Below are 14,313 nucleotides of genomic sequence, written 5' to 3'. Positions count from 1 at the left end.
TAAGGGGGTTTTTTGTTTTGGAAAATTTTATGAAAAGACTTGAAAAACTAAGAGCCCTGCCCTGCTGTCAATGTAACGCCCCACCGCCATCACACGCCTGCCATGCCAACTGGCAGGAATTTGGCAAGGGCAAAGGCATTAAGGCAAGTGATGCCTACACAATCCCACTTTGCCACAGATGCCATAGAGAGCTTGACACTTATCAAGGCAGAAATCGTGAGCAAGCCAAGGCGTGGTTTTTGAGAAAACTTGATTTTGTGAATAAGGTGCTAGATGAGCAAGAAAACCCAACAGACGCAATCTTTTAGACTTATCAATTCTGACATTGCCGAAAACTGCTTTAAAGCCATACACGATGCAGTAGCAAACACGCTAGACACAAAGCATAATGTGGTGGTAACGATTGGCATTGATGACGACAAGGCACGAAGTCTTGCCCAAAACCGCCTTTACTGGCTGTGGATTGGACAGCTTGAAAAACAGACAGGACAAGATTTGCACCTATACTTTAAACGGCTATTTTTGAGTAAGATTTATGCAAAAGATGACGGCGATTTTGCCCAAATGGCTGACAGTATTGCAAGTTGTAAAGGATTACTTGATAACTGGCAATATGAACAGCTAGCCACAGGTGTGATTAAACAAATTTCTACAACCAAAGCGAGTGTAAAGCAGATGAATGAATATTTAAACAAAATTGAAATATGGGCATTTGGGCAAGGCTTGACCTTAACCGTGCCTAGCGAATTGGCGTGGGTGAGATGAAAGAATTGTATTATGGCGATTGCTTAGAAATTTTAAAAACATTGCCAGATAACAGCGTGGATATGGTCTTGACTGACCCGCCTTATGGTATAGATTTTCAATCAAATCGTAGGTGGGGGCGTTTTGCAAAAATTTTAAATGACAAAACACCTTTTGTGGAATTTATCCAACACCTGCCAAGAATTTTAAAGCCAGAAGGCTGTGCAATGATTTTTACAAAATGGGACAAACAACAAGTTTTTATTGATGAGCTGATAAAGCACGGCTTAAAACCAAAAAATATTTTAATTTGGGATAAGGTGGTACACGGTATGGGGGATTTAAAGCGTGCTTTTGGTTCACGATATGAAAGTATCATTTTTGTAGCAAATAATGAGTTTAGATTTAATGGCAAACGCCCAACCGATATTGTGCAATGTATGAAAATAAACGCACAGCATTTAATACACCCCAATCAAAAACCTGTTGCATTATTAGAAAATTTGATAGAAAAATGCACAAAAGAAAATCAAACGGTTTTGGATTGTTTTATGGGTAGTGGTAGCACAGGCATTGCTTGTCTTAATACCAATCGCAAATTTATTGGAATTGAGCTTGATAAAAAATATTTTGATATGGCCCAAAGTAGAATTAAGGGGTGTAAATTATTATGACTTATTACATCAACAGCAAAGGCGATATTGCCAAAGTGCTTGGCGTAGATGACAGAACAGGAATGGCAAGCGTGGTTATCAATGACAAGCACACAATAAAGCCTTGGGACAAGTTTATCGAAGAGTTTAGTATTGGAGTAAAAAATGAACGACCCAATCAACCACCCATACAACTTTTAGGAAGATTACCAGATGACAAGACAAATTAAAATAGGCGATGTGTATTTGGACAGTAATGGCGATGGCGAGTTTGTCATTATGCAAGTAGATAGTAAGGGCTTTTATTATCTTTGGCAAGACGAAAAAGGCAAAACCCATTTGGACGGCTGTGCTAAGAACGACTTAACAGATGATAGATTTTCATACAACATCTATGATGAGATTGACTATACATGTAACACAATTGACTATACATGTAACACAATTGATGATACATGTAACACAATTGATGATACACCAAGCGACCCTGTAAACCACCCAACACACTACACAAGCCACCCAAGCGGTGTTGAGTGTATCACTATTACACGCCATCATAATTTTGCCATTGGCAATGCACTTAAATACCTATGGCGTGCAGGGCTAAAAGACGGTAACAGCGATATTCAAGACTTACAAAAGGCGATTTGGTATATTCAAGACGAGATTAAGAGATTGGAGAAAGGTAATGATTGAACAGTATGGTTTAGCGATTTTCACAGTATTGGTATTTTTGGCGCTGCCTTTTTTGATTGCCCTGTTTTTCACTTTTAAAATCTTTTTGCTAATTTTGAAAGAGCATAAGAAATTTAATAAGCGATAGGGGGATAAATGAGCGAATTTCACGAGTGGGGAAAGTGGTCAAGGCACAATCCCGACAGGCTGGATTATCCTAGACCTTGGCTTGAAATGATTATGCGTGATAACGTGCCTAGCCCGTCTGGTGGGTATAACATCACAGACGATAGGGCGATGGCGATTGATAAAGCAGTGTGTGCTTTGGCAAGGTATAGCGTGTTGCAGTATCAAGTTTTTTGTATGCGTTATCTGCTTAATATTCCAGAGTACAAAATCGCAGAGATGGCAGATGATAGGGTATTGCCTAAAAAACGAAATAGGGTAAAACAAGAACTAGATAAGGCAGGCGGATTTATTTACGGTTATTTAGAGCAAAATACTTGATATTGCTGCAAAGATTAGGTAAAATATTACCATAATGGAAAAGTGTGTAAAACTTTTCTATTTAATGATACACCCCTTGCCACTGATTACACGCAAGGGGTTTTGTTTTAGCCCTTGCTTTTGCAGGGGCTTTTTTGTTGGGCAAGGCGGTAAGTCCTTATGACTAGTATTGCAATATCAGCGAGCCGTTACGCCCAACGCTTTTTATTTGCCCAAAGGAGGGCTTATGACAGCAAGCAAGCCCACAAGGGGCAGACCGACATTATTCACCGATGAACTAGCACTAGAGATTTGTGAACGTATCGCAAACGGTCGTAGTCTTAGGAGTGTATGCCTTGATAAAGACATGCCAGCCATTTCAACCGTCATGGATTGGTTGAGTAATAATGATGATTTTTCGGAACAGTATCGTAGAGCGTGTGAAGACAGAGAGACCACGCACTTTGAAGAGATGCTTACCATTGCCGATGAAGTATTGCCAGAGACGGCAGAAGTGGCACGGGCGAAATTACGCATTGATACCAGAAAATGGGTATTAGCAAGAATGAACCCTAAAAAATACAGCGACAAAGGGCAAGACGACAACACCGACAACGCCATTTCACTTATGGCAAAATTCATGAAAGAGTTGGGGGAAGATAAGGGGGATTAATGTTCGACAAGCTAGCAGACTCCTTATATCGCCTAAATAACCTGTACTACATCACAGATAAGACAGGCAAAAAAGTTAAATTCAAGATGACAGCCGAGCAGTTGGCATATTTTCAAGGCGAGCACTACAAAAACATTATCTTGAAAGCACGACAATTAGGTTTCACCACGCAAGTGTGTATCATGCAGTTGGACTGTGCGTTGTTTGAGTCAAAAAAATGTGCCTTGATTGCTCATACCCTACACGATGCCAAACGGCTTTTTCGTGAAAAGGTCAAATTCGCTTATGATAATCTGCCCGAACTTGTCAGACTTGCCAACCCTGTTAAGATTGAGACCAAAGAAGAGCTGGTGTTTGAAAATGGTGGCAGTGTTACGGTCAGTACATCCTTTCGTGGCGGTACATTACAGCGATTGCATGTATCAGAATTTGGTAAAATCTGTGCTAAATATCCCGACAAGGCAAGAGAGATTGTAACGGGTGCATTTGAAGCCGTACCGATTGATGGTATCGCCACGCTTGAGTCCACAGCAGAAGGCAGACAAGGTTATTTTTTTGAGTATTGCCAACAAGCCGAAAAAGACCAATTAGCTGATAAAGATTTAACCGCCCAAGATTGGCGGTTTTTCTTTTTCTCGTGGTGGCAAAACCCTGATTATCAGATGCCATCGGTGGAGCTACCAGAACGCCTTGTAAGCTATTTTAATGAGCTTAAAGTTAAGCATGGCATTAGCACCACAGCCGAACAGCAGGCGTGGTATTACGCCAAAGAGAAAACGCTTGGCGATGACATGAAACGGGAATACCCGTCAATCCCTGCCGAGGCATTCGCCCAATCCATTGAAGGGGCGTATTATGCCAAGCAATTTAGCTTTTTGTACGCCAATGAGCGTATTGTGGATGGGTTGCCTGATAACAGTCATTTGCCAGTATCTACCTTTTGGGATTTGGGCGTGTCGGACAGCACGACGATTTGGTTTGTGCGAAAAGTGGGCGATGAATACCATATCATTGACTACTATGAAAACAGTGGCGAGGGCTTAAATCACTACCTAAAAGTGCTAAAAGATAAAGGCTATAACTATGATAGGCACATTGCCCCACACGACATTGATAATCGGCAACTGGGGGCAAACCGCGCCAAATCATTACGAGAGTTAGCCAGTGATGGTTATGAGATTGATGGGCAGATTTACCGCGTATCGTTCGATGTGGTGCCACGCACGAGCAATGTTAATGAAGACATTGAAAAGGTACGCCAAATCCTGCCTAAATGTGCCTTTGATGCGATTAAGTGCGAACAAGGCATTAAAGCCTTAGAAAGCTACCGCAAAGAGTGGAATGATAAATTGGGCGTATGGCGTGATAGACCGCTACATGATTGGTCAAGTCATGGGGCGGACGCATTCCGATATTTTGCGGTGTATCAAAACCGTCCAACCTTCGCCACCAATCTATTAGTGAGTATGTATTAATGACACCTAATTATATTTTGCCAGAATTATTGCCTTATTTTGAAAAGTGGCAATTGGTGGCTGATTGCTATGCAGGCGAGAAAGCTGTCAAGGATAAGGGCGAGCTGTATTTACCCAATCCAAGCCCTGCTAATGAGCCAATTGAAGTCAAAACCAAGCGATATGATGACTACAAAAAACGGGCGGTATTCTACAACACGACCCGAAAAACCGCAAAGGCTTTGGCGGGTATGGCATTTGCCAAATACCCAAGGTTTGATTTGCCTAGTGCCTTAGATGGCATTCAAAACGATGTGGACGGTGCAGGCACTGACTTGACACAACACGCACGCCGCGCCTTGACAATGTTACTACTTAAGGGGCGTGGCGGTCTTTTGGCGGATTTCCCCATATCACAAGGTGGCACAAAAGCAACAACTAAGCATTTAAAGCCTGCCATCAAGTTATACGAGCCTGAGCAAATCATCAATTGGCGAACACAAGTCACCAATGGACAAAAAAAGCTGTCATTGGTTGTGATAAAAGAAAGTTATGTGAAGTCCGATGATGGCTTTCGTGCGGAATATGGCGAGCAATTATTGGTGCTAAGATTAACCGATGGCATGGCAACGAGCCAGCTATACCGGAGTAGTGGTACTGGCTTTGTGCCACATACAGAAGAAAGCCCAATCTTAGACCACGCCCAAAAGCCATTTGATACTATCCCTTTTAGCTTCATTGGTGCTGATGATAACGATGAGACCATTGATGATGCACCCTTGTATGATTTGGCAATGCTTAATCTTGCCCATTATCGGGATAGTGCCGATTATCAAGAAAGTAACTTTATTGCAGGTCAGCCCACCTTGTTTATTACAGGCGTTACCAATGAATGGTATCGGGATGTGTTAGCTCCTAATGGTGGCGTGCATTTGGGGTCAAGGGTGGGGCAGATTCTAGGCGTAGGGGCAACCGCTCAACTGCTACAAGCCGATGCTAACAACGCCAACTTTGAAGCGATGAAGCATAAAGAAGAACAAATGGTGGCGATTGGGGCTAAACTGATTGAGATGGGTGGAAATAAGACCGCAACGCAGGCAAACGCAGAAATCACCGAGCAAACAAGCATACTTGCAACCATTTGCAATAACTTATCGGACGCCTATAGCCGTTGTTTTGGCTATCTGAGGCGTTTTGTGGGGGCTGATGGGGTGCCAACTGTCAGTTTTAATACCAACTTTGCCACCAATAAGATGACCGCCCAAGAACGGGCCCAGCTTATCGCAGAATGGCAAGGGGGTGCGATAAGCTTTGGTGAAATGCGTGCAAAACTGGTAGAGGATGAAATCGCTACCATTGAAGATGCTGATGAAGCAAAAGCATTGATTGAAGGTGAATTACAAGGGTACGGCATAAATGAAGAGACTCATCAACCTTGAACGCCTAAAACAATCCTTGGTCAATGATTTTGGCAAAACCTTAAAGTCGGTAGATGAATATCTGCAAAAAGCGGTATTCAACCGTGAGGTAAAAAGCCTAAACGCTCGTGAAATCAAGCAATTAACCACCAATGCCGATAAAGAATTACAAGGCTTGTTTAAAGCGTACATGGACGGATTAAAATCAAATTGGCGTACGCTTTTTTCTCATCGCTACAAGGTGCATGGTGATGAGGTTTACAAGGCAACCAGACAACGATTAAACAGCCCAAAAAGCCTAATGGCGTATGCCGATAAAGTTTTTGATAAGCCATTGAATCTAACTACCAATGTGGGCGTAACCTTGAACGAACTTACCAAATCATTTAGTGAAAATGAAAGCGAACGCATTATCCGCGCCATTCGCTTGGCGCACAGCGAGGGTTTAACCAATGATAAACTTGTACAGCTGATTCGTGGTAGCCGTGCTAATCGTTATCAAGATGGCATTTTGCGTACAACAACAAGAAATGCCCAAACAATCGCTCGCACAGGCACAGCGATTATGGCAAGTGAAGCTAAGCAAGAATTTATCAACCAAAACCGTGATATTATCAAAGGCATTCGGATAAATGCCACATTGGATAGCCGAACCAGTTCTATTTGTCGCCATTTAGACCACACTTTTATGCCGATTGACAAGGCGAAATATCCGCCTTACCATTTTAACTGCCGGTCAAGTTTTGAGATTGTATTTGACGGTTACCAAAGCCCAAAACATAGGGCAAGTGAGTTTGGCGTAACCGAAAATGTCAGCTATTATGAGTGGCTTAAAAAACAAGATAAAGCCTACATTCAATCGGTTTTGGGTAAGAAAAAAGCCCAAACTTTTTTGTCAGACGGTATGACGGCGGATAAATTTAAACAGCTTGGGCTTGATAGAAGTTTTGAGCCTTTAACGCTTGATGAAATGGTAATTGCAGAACGCACGACACAAAAGCCAAGTTATCAGACGGTGAGTTTTGGTAATTTGCAACCACGGCAAAGCGAAGTTATCAGACTGCAAAATGAGCCTGTTAAGCGTGGTGAAAAACCAAAAACACCACGACCTGCCGAAGCCGAGCTTGCTGATTTATTGCAACAGTATTTTGGCATTTATTTGGTGCGATATGATGACCGTTATCACAAAGCCAATCCGACAGGCAATCCACCAGACTTTGCCAAAAAGGATAATGACTTGCCTGTTAAAGAATGGCAAACGCTTGATATGATGTATGCAATTGGTAGCGATGTGGATATAAAAGCCTATTTACATAGTATCACAAAGTCTGAAAAGGCGTGGGAGCGTCAAAAAGCAAACATTATTGGACATATTGAAAAATCTGATATTGTGCCACTTGATGTACGCAAGTTTGACAAAGAGCGACTGGAAAAAGTCATGGGTTTTGTGCTATCATTATCACAAGAACAACAAAAGAAAATCCTAATTATTAGGGAGTTTAGCGATGATTATGATAAGTGATGGCAATAATTTTGGTAGTAAAAGTTTTGCAAATCAAGTGTTAAATGAAATCCGCCCAAGTCTGATTAAAAAATTTGGGCAAGATAGTGAAATGATGCAAGATTTTGATAATGAAGAGAAGTTTTTTGGGTTTATCGCCTTGCAAGATTTATCCAAAGATGACTTTAATTTTATTGCCAATGAAATTATTAAAGCTGACCTTGACGAAATTCCTAAGACTGGCTTGATTAAAAAAATCAAGCAAGATGACCGTTTTAATGGTGCATAAAATCATACTTTAACTCATAAACTTTTAAGCCCCCTGCAACTGCAAGGGGTTTTTTATTGTCCGCCGTTTGTAACGGCACAACCAAAGGTAGTAACCATGACCGAACAAAACAACGAAAACACCAACACCAACAACAACGAGCTTGAAACATTAAAAGCTGAAATTGAGCGTTTGCGAAAGCACAACGAAACGCTACTTGGCGAAAAAAAGGCAGAAACCGAAAAACGCAAAGCCGAACAAGCCGAAAAAGACAAACAGGCAGAAGAGTTAGCACGCAAAAAAGGCGATTTTGAAACCTTAGAAAAAAGCTATCAAGATAAAATTGCAAATCTTGAAAAACAGATGAGTGATATGACAGCCGAACGCAACCATGATTTAATCAAATCACAATCATTGAAAATTGCCAGCCAGTTATCCACCAATGCCCATAATCAAGAAATCTTGCAAATGCTGATTGAAAAACGCTTAACTTGCGACAATGGCGAAGTTAAAGTAACAGATGGCAATGGTAATTTAACCATTTCAACCCTAGACGAGTTAGTAAACGAGTTTAAAAACGGTGGTAAGTTTGACGCTTTGATTGACGGCACAAAAGCCAGTGGCACAGGGGCAACAGGTCAAAGTCAAAAACAAGCCCAAGATTATACGGAAGCCGAGCGGGTCGCTTTGGTACAATCCAACCCAACTTTATTTAATCAATTATTCATGGAGTAATCATGCCCAAATTAAGAGAAATTTTTAACAAAAATGTGGTGTTGTCTTATCAAGTTAAAGACAACCTGCAGCGTTCAAAGTTTTATCAGTCAGGAGCTTTTGTGTCAGATAGTCGCCTAAGACCACTACTGACAAGCGGTTCAAAAACCTTTGAAGTGCCATTTATCCACCCCATTGATGGCAATCTTGAAGCCAACTATGGCAACACCATCATGACTGATATCGCCATGCCTAGAAGTATTGAAGCAAGTAAGTCAAAAGGTCGTGTGGCGTTTTTAAACGAGGGCTTTATTGAGAGCCGACTGGAGAACTATTTAACGGGCAAATCGCCTTTGAGCGAGATTGCTAAAATGTTAGACGGATTTTGGCTGACCCAAATGGAAAACCGAGCCATTGCTACCGTGTTTGGTTTGATGAACTATGACCATGCCAACGGCAAGAAGCTTACCCATGACATTTCAAAAACCACCGCTGATGACACCAGTGGCTTTGATGTGAATGCGTTTATCGATGCCGAAGGCACGCTTGATGAGGCGTATCAAGGACGTGGCATCATGATTGTTCATCCACTCATTGCCACCAAAATGCGTAAGCAAAGACTGGTAGAGAAAGTTACCACCGCTGATGATTTAAAGCCTGTGGAGACTTATAACGGTCGTATGGTCATTCAATCCACCAAAGGCACAATCATAGGCACAGGCAAAAACGCCAAATATGTGTCGTACTTGCTAGGTCGTGGTGCGTTCGCTGCCGACATGGTGGTAGGTCAAGATGATTTGGAGCTTGAACGCACGGCGAACACAGGTAATGGTGCAGGTCATACCACGCTTTGGACACGCCGAAATGCCTTAATCCACCCACAGGGGTTTAGCTTTATTGCTGAAGATTCTGCATTGACAGGCGGTACAAAGAATGAAGCCTTATCAGCAAGCTGGACAGACCTACAAACAGGCACAAACTGGCGACTGGATGCAACACCAGAACAAACGCCAATCCGCTTTTTAATTACCAACCTATAAGGAGTAAATGATGGGACTACCCAAAGACAAAGTAAAACCCGCTTTTAACTACACTTATCCATCAGAAAGAGACTACTTTGACGACTCAAAAAGTACGGTAGGAGCGATGAAAGCGACTGATACCGCTAAAAGTGGGGGCGATTACGGCATTAAAAATCCAGAAAAAACAGAAGCTTTGACAGGCACGACATCTGAGACTGGCAAGGTGGAATAATCGCAAAACCCCCATAAGAACTTTACCTTATGGGGGTTTTATAATGGGGCATTTATGACGCAAGACGAACTAAATTTGCCTGATGCCAATGAAGACACGCTACTTGCGGTCAATGCTTGGCTATCACGCCATCAAATACAAAAGCCCTACCATGACAATGTCAAACAAGCAGGGCGATTAATCGCCAAAGCATATCTGGCAGGCGAGCTATACCAAGCACGCACCGAAGGCGTGGTTGTGTCTAAATCATCAAAAGCGGGCGATGTATCGGTATCAAAAACCTATGCAACAGGCGTTGATGGTCAGCCGATGAGTGAGTATGAGATGATGGCACTTGATTTAATCAAACCTTTTGTTGTCAAAGGCGGACTTAACTTGATGGTATCTCGCTACTAAAGGATGGGCATGAGCTTAAAAAATGAAATAAACGAAGAAATCCGTCAGGCGTTTGATACCGATTTAGCTGATGCCGTGACAGAGTTTACCGCGATTAGACGTGTTCACAGCGCGAATGATTGGGTGATTAACGATAACACAGGCAAAGACAAAGCGTATCAAGGGCGTGGGGTATTTGGCTCATATAACGCTTATGAGATTGACGGGCAGACGGTCGCCGTGCATGACGTGAAATTAACATGCTTACAATCTGAAGTGGACGAAGCGCCATTGATTGATGACGTGATTAATGACATGCGTGTGCTAAATGTCAGTAAAGACCCTGCTAATGTGACGTGGGTAATGCAACTAAGGGGGCTTAACTATGGGCATGAAGTGGGATAAACCGCCTAGCGATTTTATCAAGAAAATCACAGACGAGCTAGATAAGCAGTATCGCACCTTTGCCATTGATTGCTATAACAATGTGGTTGCGCTCTCTCCTGTCGATACCGGCGCATACAGGCGGTCACATCACGTTAGCATTGGCGCACCAAGCATGGCGCAAACAGGTGCAGGCATTGAGGCGATTATGGGGATTGCCAAGGGTAGCTATCCAATAATCTACATTCAAACCAATTCGCCTTACTCAATTCGCCTTGAAAACGGCTGGTCAAAGCAAGCCCCGACAGGTGTATATCAAAACGCCTTTAACAGCGCAATGGCAAGAATGGGGTAAGCATGAACAGTACAACAATCGAACAGCTTATATTGAGCCACATTGCGCGGTGGGAGCATTTTGACCCTGCCCTGATGGGTAGGGACAATGCAAACCTTAAACCGCCTAAAAAGGGCGTTTGGGGGCGTGTAACGGTGCTTGGCGGTATCAATCACATTAACAGTGTGAGCGATGAACCGTGTGTGCTTGAAGTTGGCACGCTGATTGTGCAGTTATTCACAGCCGAGAATAGCGGTACAGTGGCTATCAAAACACAAGCCGACAGCCTTGCCAAGCACTTAAAAGCCAAACAGCTAGAGCGGTTGGAATTGCTAGCCCCTAGCATTATCAATGTGCCGTCAACCGATGGCATTTACCAAATCAATGTGAGTGTGCCGTATCGGCACTATTAGGAGTAATTATGTCAAGTGGCGCGCGCGTAAAATCAGCATACGCAAAACAAACAGACAAAACCATCCCGCAAACAGGGTGGAAAACCTTGCCAAATATCACAAACGGCTTAACGGTATCTACCGAGCTGACAAATAGTGAAATGCTATCAGGCGGACGTATCGGCAAGGCAGGCATGGTAACATCTGCAACCGTGCAAGGCGATATTGAAACAGAGCTAATGTTTGAGGCTTATGATGAACTAATCGCAGGTGCTTTTTGGAATGATTGGTCGGGCGGTCGTGCATCGCCAAAAACACTAAGCATTGGCACAACCAAACACCAGTTTGCTATTAGCAAAGACTTTACCGACATTAACGTCAATCACGCCTTTTTGGGGTGTGTTGTGTCAAGTTTTGGGCTAACGGTTGACACGTCAAGCCTTATCAAAGTTAAATTTGGCATGACGGGTATCGGCTATCAAGAAAGTAAAACAGAGTCGTTCGCCAAGACCCCCACACCAACACCCGATACCGCCAAAGCCAGCGGTCTATCAATCGGTGAAATCAAAGTGGACGGCACTAAGCTTGATGTGTGCGTGGAATCGTTTAGTCTTGATATTGACAACCAGACCGAAGTACAAAAATGCTTGGGCGAGAATATCTATGGCGGTAATGTGCTTGCCATGATTGCCAACATTAGCGGTAGTATGACAATCGCATATAGCCAAAAGGCGCACGACATCATCACTAATCAGCTAACAGGCAAGACGCTAAGCCTTGAAATCCCCATCAAATTCGCGGACGACAAGCGTTATGTGATTAAAATCCCGAAATTCCAAGTATCGGGCGAAATCCCAAGCCCAAGCGGAAAGGATTTGGTAACAGTTGACGTTAATTACACCGTGGTTGACGAAAGCCCAATCATTGAGCGACACACTACAGCGTAACAATAACAGCCCTTGCAATGCAGGGGCTTTTCTAATGGTGGCAAAAATGGAAATGAAACGCTTCTTAATCTTGGTGGGATTAGCGGCATTCGGTTTGTTGCTTTTTGCTTTACCTGCCATTATCACGGCTATTAAATTGTAAGGATCAACAAAATGACTTTTAAACTAGATATTTTAAAAAAACCCAACCTTGAAAAGATTACAAAAGAGGTAAGCATTGGCGGCATTGAATTAACAATCAAACTTGAAAGAGATGAGGCGTTAGAAAGTGCCATCGATAAGATGCAAACTCCGAACATTGAGCGCCTCGCACTAGATGATTTAAGACGGAACAATCAAGGGTTATCAAAAGACACAACATGGCTATTCATTGTTGGCGAATACGCTATCGACAAATGGAATGTGGTAGATGCTGATGATATGCCACTAGCCATTAATGGTGATAACTTCATCTTGCTAATCAATAGCCTGCCACCTAAAGAACGTGGCGAATTAGTTGATGCTGCTCTAGGTGCTTTCTTCGTTGGTCGCCTTGAATACAAAACGATGACGGCTGAAGTCGTAAAAAAGCCATCGACCGCTACAAGTGGCAAACCCAAGAAGTAAAGCTAAACGCCAAGCGAAAAGAGATTTACAAGCGACTTGGTATAGCATTGCCAAATGAAGTGGCGGGCGATTTAATCAGTGATAACTGCATACAGATATTTGTGTTAGCTAACAGGCAAAGGCGCTATATTGACGGCATAGCATTACCCTTGAGTGTACGGGATATTAGCGATGTATGCGAACATTATCGCTACTATGTGCCCAGATGGTTGCTTGATGATGTGGTGTTCTCCCTTGATGATGTATGGCTGGATAGCTTTAACAAGAAAGCCAAGCGGTAAATAGGCAAAAACCCAAGTGTTAGCGCACTTGGGTTTTGGTTGTATCAAACAACAGATGGTAGAGTTATTATAGCAGAACAAGATATAACCCTGCAATAAAATTATAATGTAATCGTCTATTGCCAAAATGTAACGACTTGTGTAAATTGTCAATCAAGGCATAAAAAATAGCTTAACAAATTAGCAAAAATGTTGTAAAGTAATACTACTGTGTAACATGGAGTTGATTTATGAAGAAGTTTTTCCCCAGTATCTTTGCGTTGGCTGTGTTGTCAGGGTGTGCCAGTACCACCAGTTATCAAACTGCTTATGCCAACAGAAATCCAAGCCTAGAATTGTTTGAGAATGAGCGAGCTGGTTTTGGTTGTGATAGCTTAACATTTTATTTGAGTGATCATATTTTAGGAAGTTACAAAGAAGAAGTGCAATTTCCAAATCCACCAAAAACCGTTTACTTGGGCGGTGGCAAACTTAATGAGATGCAGACATTTAAGATAGAGTGCCCTGCTTTGTCAGCAAGTTATGACGGCAATGTAATCACACTAAAATCCAACGACTACATGAGTATTTGGAAAAGAGTTGGCGTGGTTAGTGGAATACCATTTTATTCAGCATTTGGCTACAAGTACCCATCAATCAAGGTTGATCCATGGCGTGCAAGTCTAAATTTTGATCCAATAACATTTCAGGTCTTTACCGACTCTGAAAGAACGTATTTTATAGAAGAACAAAAAACATCAGCTTTCAGTAGTTACAAAGATGTGGTTATTGGATATAAGGTAGATGGTGGAACTCTACAACCTTTGCTGTACGATGGAAAATTGCAAGACAATTATCAAGATGTACTCAGAAAAGCAAATGTTATACAGCTATTCTATAAAAGCAGTGCATCGTATAGAAAGCCAAACTACGAATCTATCTACATAAACAAACCTAATGGTTTGATAAAGATTTATAGAGAACATCCATTCCCTAGTGAGTGAAAATAAAAAACCCAGTCTTTACAGATTGGGTTTTTTGTTGTATATTATCCATAGAGCCTCGAAAACTCTATGTAAGCGTTACCCACAAGCGACATCTGTGGTATTTTTATGTCTAAATCTAGGCAATCTCTTTGCATAGCTCCAAAAAGTTAATCCGAAACATTTTTTTGA

General features: G+C 42.2%; 22 protein-coding genes. All 22 read left to right on the top strand.

The window, feature by feature from the left end; all coding sequences use genetic code 11:
- Nucleotides 1–29: 29 nt before the first annotated feature.
- Entirely contained in the window at nucleotides 30–308 is a 279-nt protein-coding gene (locus U9670_RS00840) for a DUF968 domain-containing protein (RefSeq protein ID WP_323842530.1), read from the top strand.
- On the top strand, nucleotides 274–765 hold the full coding sequence (locus tag U9670_RS00835) for a NinB/YbcN family protein (protein WP_323842529.1): 492 nt from the start codon (nucleotides 274–276) through the stop codon (nucleotides 763–765). Before U9670_RS00840 ends, U9670_RS00835 begins: the two co-directional genes overlap by 35 nt.
- Nucleotides 762–1,418: a DNA-methyltransferase gene (locus U9670_RS00830; protein ID WP_323842528.1), complete on the top strand. Its 657-nt coding sequence runs from the start codon at nucleotides 762–764 to the stop codon at nucleotides 1,416–1,418. The genes U9670_RS00835 and U9670_RS00830 overlap by 4 nt, the downstream gene beginning before the upstream one ends.
- Entirely contained in the window at nucleotides 1,415–1,627 is a 213-nt protein-coding gene (locus U9670_RS00825; RefSeq protein ID WP_323842527.1) for a hypothetical protein, read from the top strand. Before U9670_RS00830 ends, U9670_RS00825 begins: the two co-directional genes overlap by 4 nt.
- Nucleotides 1,611–2,093, top strand: coding sequence for a DUF3310 domain-containing protein (locus U9670_RS00820; RefSeq protein WP_323842526.1), 483 nt, complete (start codon nucleotides 1,611–1,613; stop codon nucleotides 2,091–2,093). Before U9670_RS00825 ends, U9670_RS00820 begins: the two co-directional genes overlap by 17 nt.
- A gap of 135 nt (nucleotides 2,094–2,228) precedes the next feature.
- Complete coding sequence (locus U9670_RS00815; protein ID WP_323842525.1) at nucleotides 2,229–2,579, top strand: antiterminator Q family protein; 351 nt, start codon at nucleotides 2,229–2,231, stop codon at nucleotides 2,577–2,579.
- A gap of 226 nt (nucleotides 2,580–2,805) precedes the next feature.
- Nucleotides 2,806–3,231, top strand: a complete 426-nt coding sequence (locus U9670_RS00810; RefSeq protein WP_323842524.1) for a terminase small subunit-like protein — start codon at nucleotides 2,806–2,808, stop codon at nucleotides 3,229–3,231.
- Nucleotides 3,231–4,706: a terminase gene (locus U9670_RS00805; protein ID WP_323842523.1), complete on the top strand. Its 1,476-nt coding sequence runs from the start codon at nucleotides 3,231–3,233 to the stop codon at nucleotides 4,704–4,706. The genes U9670_RS00810 and U9670_RS00805 overlap by 1 nt, the downstream gene beginning before the upstream one ends.
- A complete protein-coding gene (locus U9670_RS00800; RefSeq protein WP_323842522.1) occupies nucleotides 4,706–6,124 on the top strand; it encodes a DUF4055 domain-containing protein in 1,419 nt (472 codons plus the stop codon). Before U9670_RS00805 ends, U9670_RS00800 begins: the two co-directional genes overlap by 1 nt.
- Nucleotides 6,102–7,625 carry a phage minor head protein gene (locus tag U9670_RS00795; RefSeq protein ID WP_323842521.1) on the top strand — a complete coding sequence of 508 codons (1,524 nt, stop codon included), beginning with the start codon at nucleotides 6,102–6,104 and terminating at the stop codon, nucleotides 7,623–7,625. The genes U9670_RS00800 and U9670_RS00795 overlap by 23 nt, the downstream gene beginning before the upstream one ends.
- Nucleotides 7,609–7,893: a hypothetical protein gene (locus U9670_RS00790; protein WP_323842520.1), complete on the top strand. Its 285-nt coding sequence runs from the start codon at nucleotides 7,609–7,611 to the stop codon at nucleotides 7,891–7,893. Before U9670_RS00795 ends, U9670_RS00790 begins: the two co-directional genes overlap by 17 nt.
- A 96-nt stretch (nucleotides 7,894–7,989) precedes the next feature.
- Entirely contained in the window at nucleotides 7,990–8,607 is a 618-nt protein-coding gene (locus tag U9670_RS00785; protein WP_323842519.1) for a hypothetical protein, read from the top strand.
- 2 nt (nucleotides 8,608–8,609) lie between these two features.
- The gene (locus U9670_RS00780; RefSeq protein WP_323842518.1) at nucleotides 8,610–9,626 is read left to right on the top strand and encodes a hypothetical protein; all 1,017 of its coding nucleotides are present in this window, start codon (nucleotides 8,610–8,612) and stop codon (nucleotides 9,624–9,626) included.
- 10 nt (nucleotides 9,627–9,636) lie between these two features.
- Nucleotides 9,637–9,840 (top strand): hypothetical protein, encoded by a 204-nt coding sequence (locus U9670_RS00775; RefSeq protein WP_264676202.1) that lies wholly within the window; start codon nucleotides 9,637–9,639, stop codon nucleotides 9,838–9,840.
- Between the two features lie 54 nt (nucleotides 9,841–9,894).
- Nucleotides 9,895–10,236, top strand: a complete 342-nt coding sequence (locus tag U9670_RS00770; protein ID WP_323842517.1) for a hypothetical protein — start codon at nucleotides 9,895–9,897, stop codon at nucleotides 10,234–10,236.
- 75 nt (nucleotides 10,237–10,311) lie between these two features.
- On the top strand, nucleotides 10,312–10,620 hold the full coding sequence (locus U9670_RS00765; protein WP_323842516.1) for a glutamate 5-kinase: 309 nt from the start codon (nucleotides 10,312–10,314) through the stop codon (nucleotides 10,618–10,620).
- Nucleotides 10,601–10,954 carry an HK97 gp10 family phage protein gene (locus U9670_RS00760; RefSeq protein WP_323842515.1) on the top strand — a complete coding sequence of 118 codons (354 nt, stop codon included), beginning with the start codon at nucleotides 10,601–10,603 and terminating at the stop codon, nucleotides 10,952–10,954. The genes U9670_RS00765 and U9670_RS00760 overlap by 20 nt, the downstream gene beginning before the upstream one ends.
- A 2-nt stretch (nucleotides 10,955–10,956) precedes the next feature.
- Nucleotides 10,957–11,346: a phage tail terminator-like protein gene (locus tag U9670_RS00755; RefSeq protein ID WP_323842514.1), complete on the top strand. Its 390-nt coding sequence runs from the start codon at nucleotides 10,957–10,959 to the stop codon at nucleotides 11,344–11,346.
- Nucleotides 11,347–11,354: 8 nt separating this feature from the next.
- Nucleotides 11,355–12,272, top strand: a complete 918-nt coding sequence (locus U9670_RS00750) for a phage tail tube protein (RefSeq protein ID WP_323842513.1) — start codon at nucleotides 11,355–11,357, stop codon at nucleotides 12,270–12,272.
- Between the two features lie 153 nt (nucleotides 12,273–12,425).
- Nucleotides 12,426–12,878 (top strand): hypothetical protein, encoded by a 453-nt coding sequence (locus U9670_RS00745; protein WP_323843760.1) that lies wholly within the window; start codon nucleotides 12,426–12,428, stop codon nucleotides 12,876–12,878.
- 149 nt (nucleotides 12,879–13,027) lie between these two features.
- Nucleotides 13,028–13,159, top strand: a complete 132-nt coding sequence (locus tag U9670_RS00740; protein WP_323843759.1) for a hypothetical protein — start codon at nucleotides 13,028–13,030, stop codon at nucleotides 13,157–13,159.
- 230 nt (nucleotides 13,160–13,389) lie between these two features.
- The gene (locus tag U9670_RS00735; protein ID WP_323843758.1) at nucleotides 13,390–14,142 is read left to right on the top strand and encodes a hypothetical protein; all 753 of its coding nucleotides are present in this window, start codon (nucleotides 13,390–13,392) and stop codon (nucleotides 14,140–14,142) included.
- The last annotated feature ends 171 nt before the right edge of the window (nucleotides 14,143–14,313 follow it).

The organism is Moraxella tarda (assembly GCF_035181405.1).
Classification (GTDB): Bacteria; Pseudomonadota; Gammaproteobacteria; order Pseudomonadales; family Moraxellaceae; genus Moraxella.
Note: the sequence above shows the minus strand (reverse complement) of the source record. Positions and strands in the feature narration are given on the sequence as shown.

Coding starts and splice junctions, on each gene's coding strand:
- U9670_RS00840 (WP_323842530.1), top strand. CDS start 30: ATGAAAAGACTTGAAAAACTAAGAGCCCTGCCCTGCTGTCAATGTAAC.
- U9670_RS00835 (WP_323842529.1), top strand. CDS start 274: ATGAGCAAGAAAACCCAACAGACGCAATCTTTTAGACTTATCAATTCT.
- U9670_RS00830 (WP_323842528.1), top strand. CDS start 762: ATGAAAGAATTGTATTATGGCGATTGCTTAGAAATTTTAAAAACATTG.
- U9670_RS00825 (WP_323842527.1), top strand. CDS start 1,415: ATGACTTATTACATCAACAGCAAAGGCGATATTGCCAAAGTGCTTGGC.
- U9670_RS00820 (WP_323842526.1), top strand. CDS start 1,611: ATGACAAGACAAATTAAAATAGGCGATGTGTATTTGGACAGTAATGGC.
- U9670_RS00815 (WP_323842525.1), top strand. CDS start 2,229: ATGAGCGAATTTCACGAGTGGGGAAAGTGGTCAAGGCACAATCCCGAC.
- U9670_RS00810 (WP_323842524.1), top strand. CDS start 2,806: ATGACAGCAAGCAAGCCCACAAGGGGCAGACCGACATTATTCACCGAT.
- U9670_RS00805 (WP_323842523.1), top strand. CDS start 3,231: ATGTTCGACAAGCTAGCAGACTCCTTATATCGCCTAAATAACCTGTAC.
- U9670_RS00800 (WP_323842522.1), top strand. CDS start 4,706: ATGACACCTAATTATATTTTGCCAGAATTATTGCCTTATTTTGAAAAG.
- U9670_RS00795 (WP_323842521.1), top strand. CDS start 6,102: ATGAAGAGACTCATCAACCTTGAACGCCTAAAACAATCCTTGGTCAAT.
- U9670_RS00790 (WP_323842520.1), top strand. CDS start 7,609: ATGATTATGATAAGTGATGGCAATAATTTTGGTAGTAAAAGTTTTGCA.
- U9670_RS00785 (WP_323842519.1), top strand. CDS start 7,990: ATGACCGAACAAAACAACGAAAACACCAACACCAACAACAACGAGCTT.
- U9670_RS00780 (WP_323842518.1), top strand. CDS start 8,610: ATGCCCAAATTAAGAGAAATTTTTAACAAAAATGTGGTGTTGTCTTAT.
- U9670_RS00775 (WP_264676202.1), top strand. CDS start 9,637: ATGGGACTACCCAAAGACAAAGTAAAACCCGCTTTTAACTACACTTAT.
- U9670_RS00770 (WP_323842517.1), top strand. CDS start 9,895: ATGACGCAAGACGAACTAAATTTGCCTGATGCCAATGAAGACACGCTA.
- U9670_RS00760 (WP_323842515.1), top strand. CDS start 10,601: ATGGGCATGAAGTGGGATAAACCGCCTAGCGATTTTATCAAGAAAATC.
- U9670_RS00755 (WP_323842514.1), top strand. CDS start 10,957: ATGAACAGTACAACAATCGAACAGCTTATATTGAGCCACATTGCGCGG.
- U9670_RS00750 (WP_323842513.1), top strand. CDS start 11,355: ATGTCAAGTGGCGCGCGCGTAAAATCAGCATACGCAAAACAAACAGAC.
- U9670_RS00745 (WP_323843760.1), top strand. CDS start 12,426: ATGACTTTTAAACTAGATATTTTAAAAAAACCCAACCTTGAAAAGATT.
- U9670_RS00735 (WP_323843758.1), top strand. CDS start 13,390: ATGAAGAAGTTTTTCCCCAGTATCTTTGCGTTGGCTGTGTTGTCAGGG.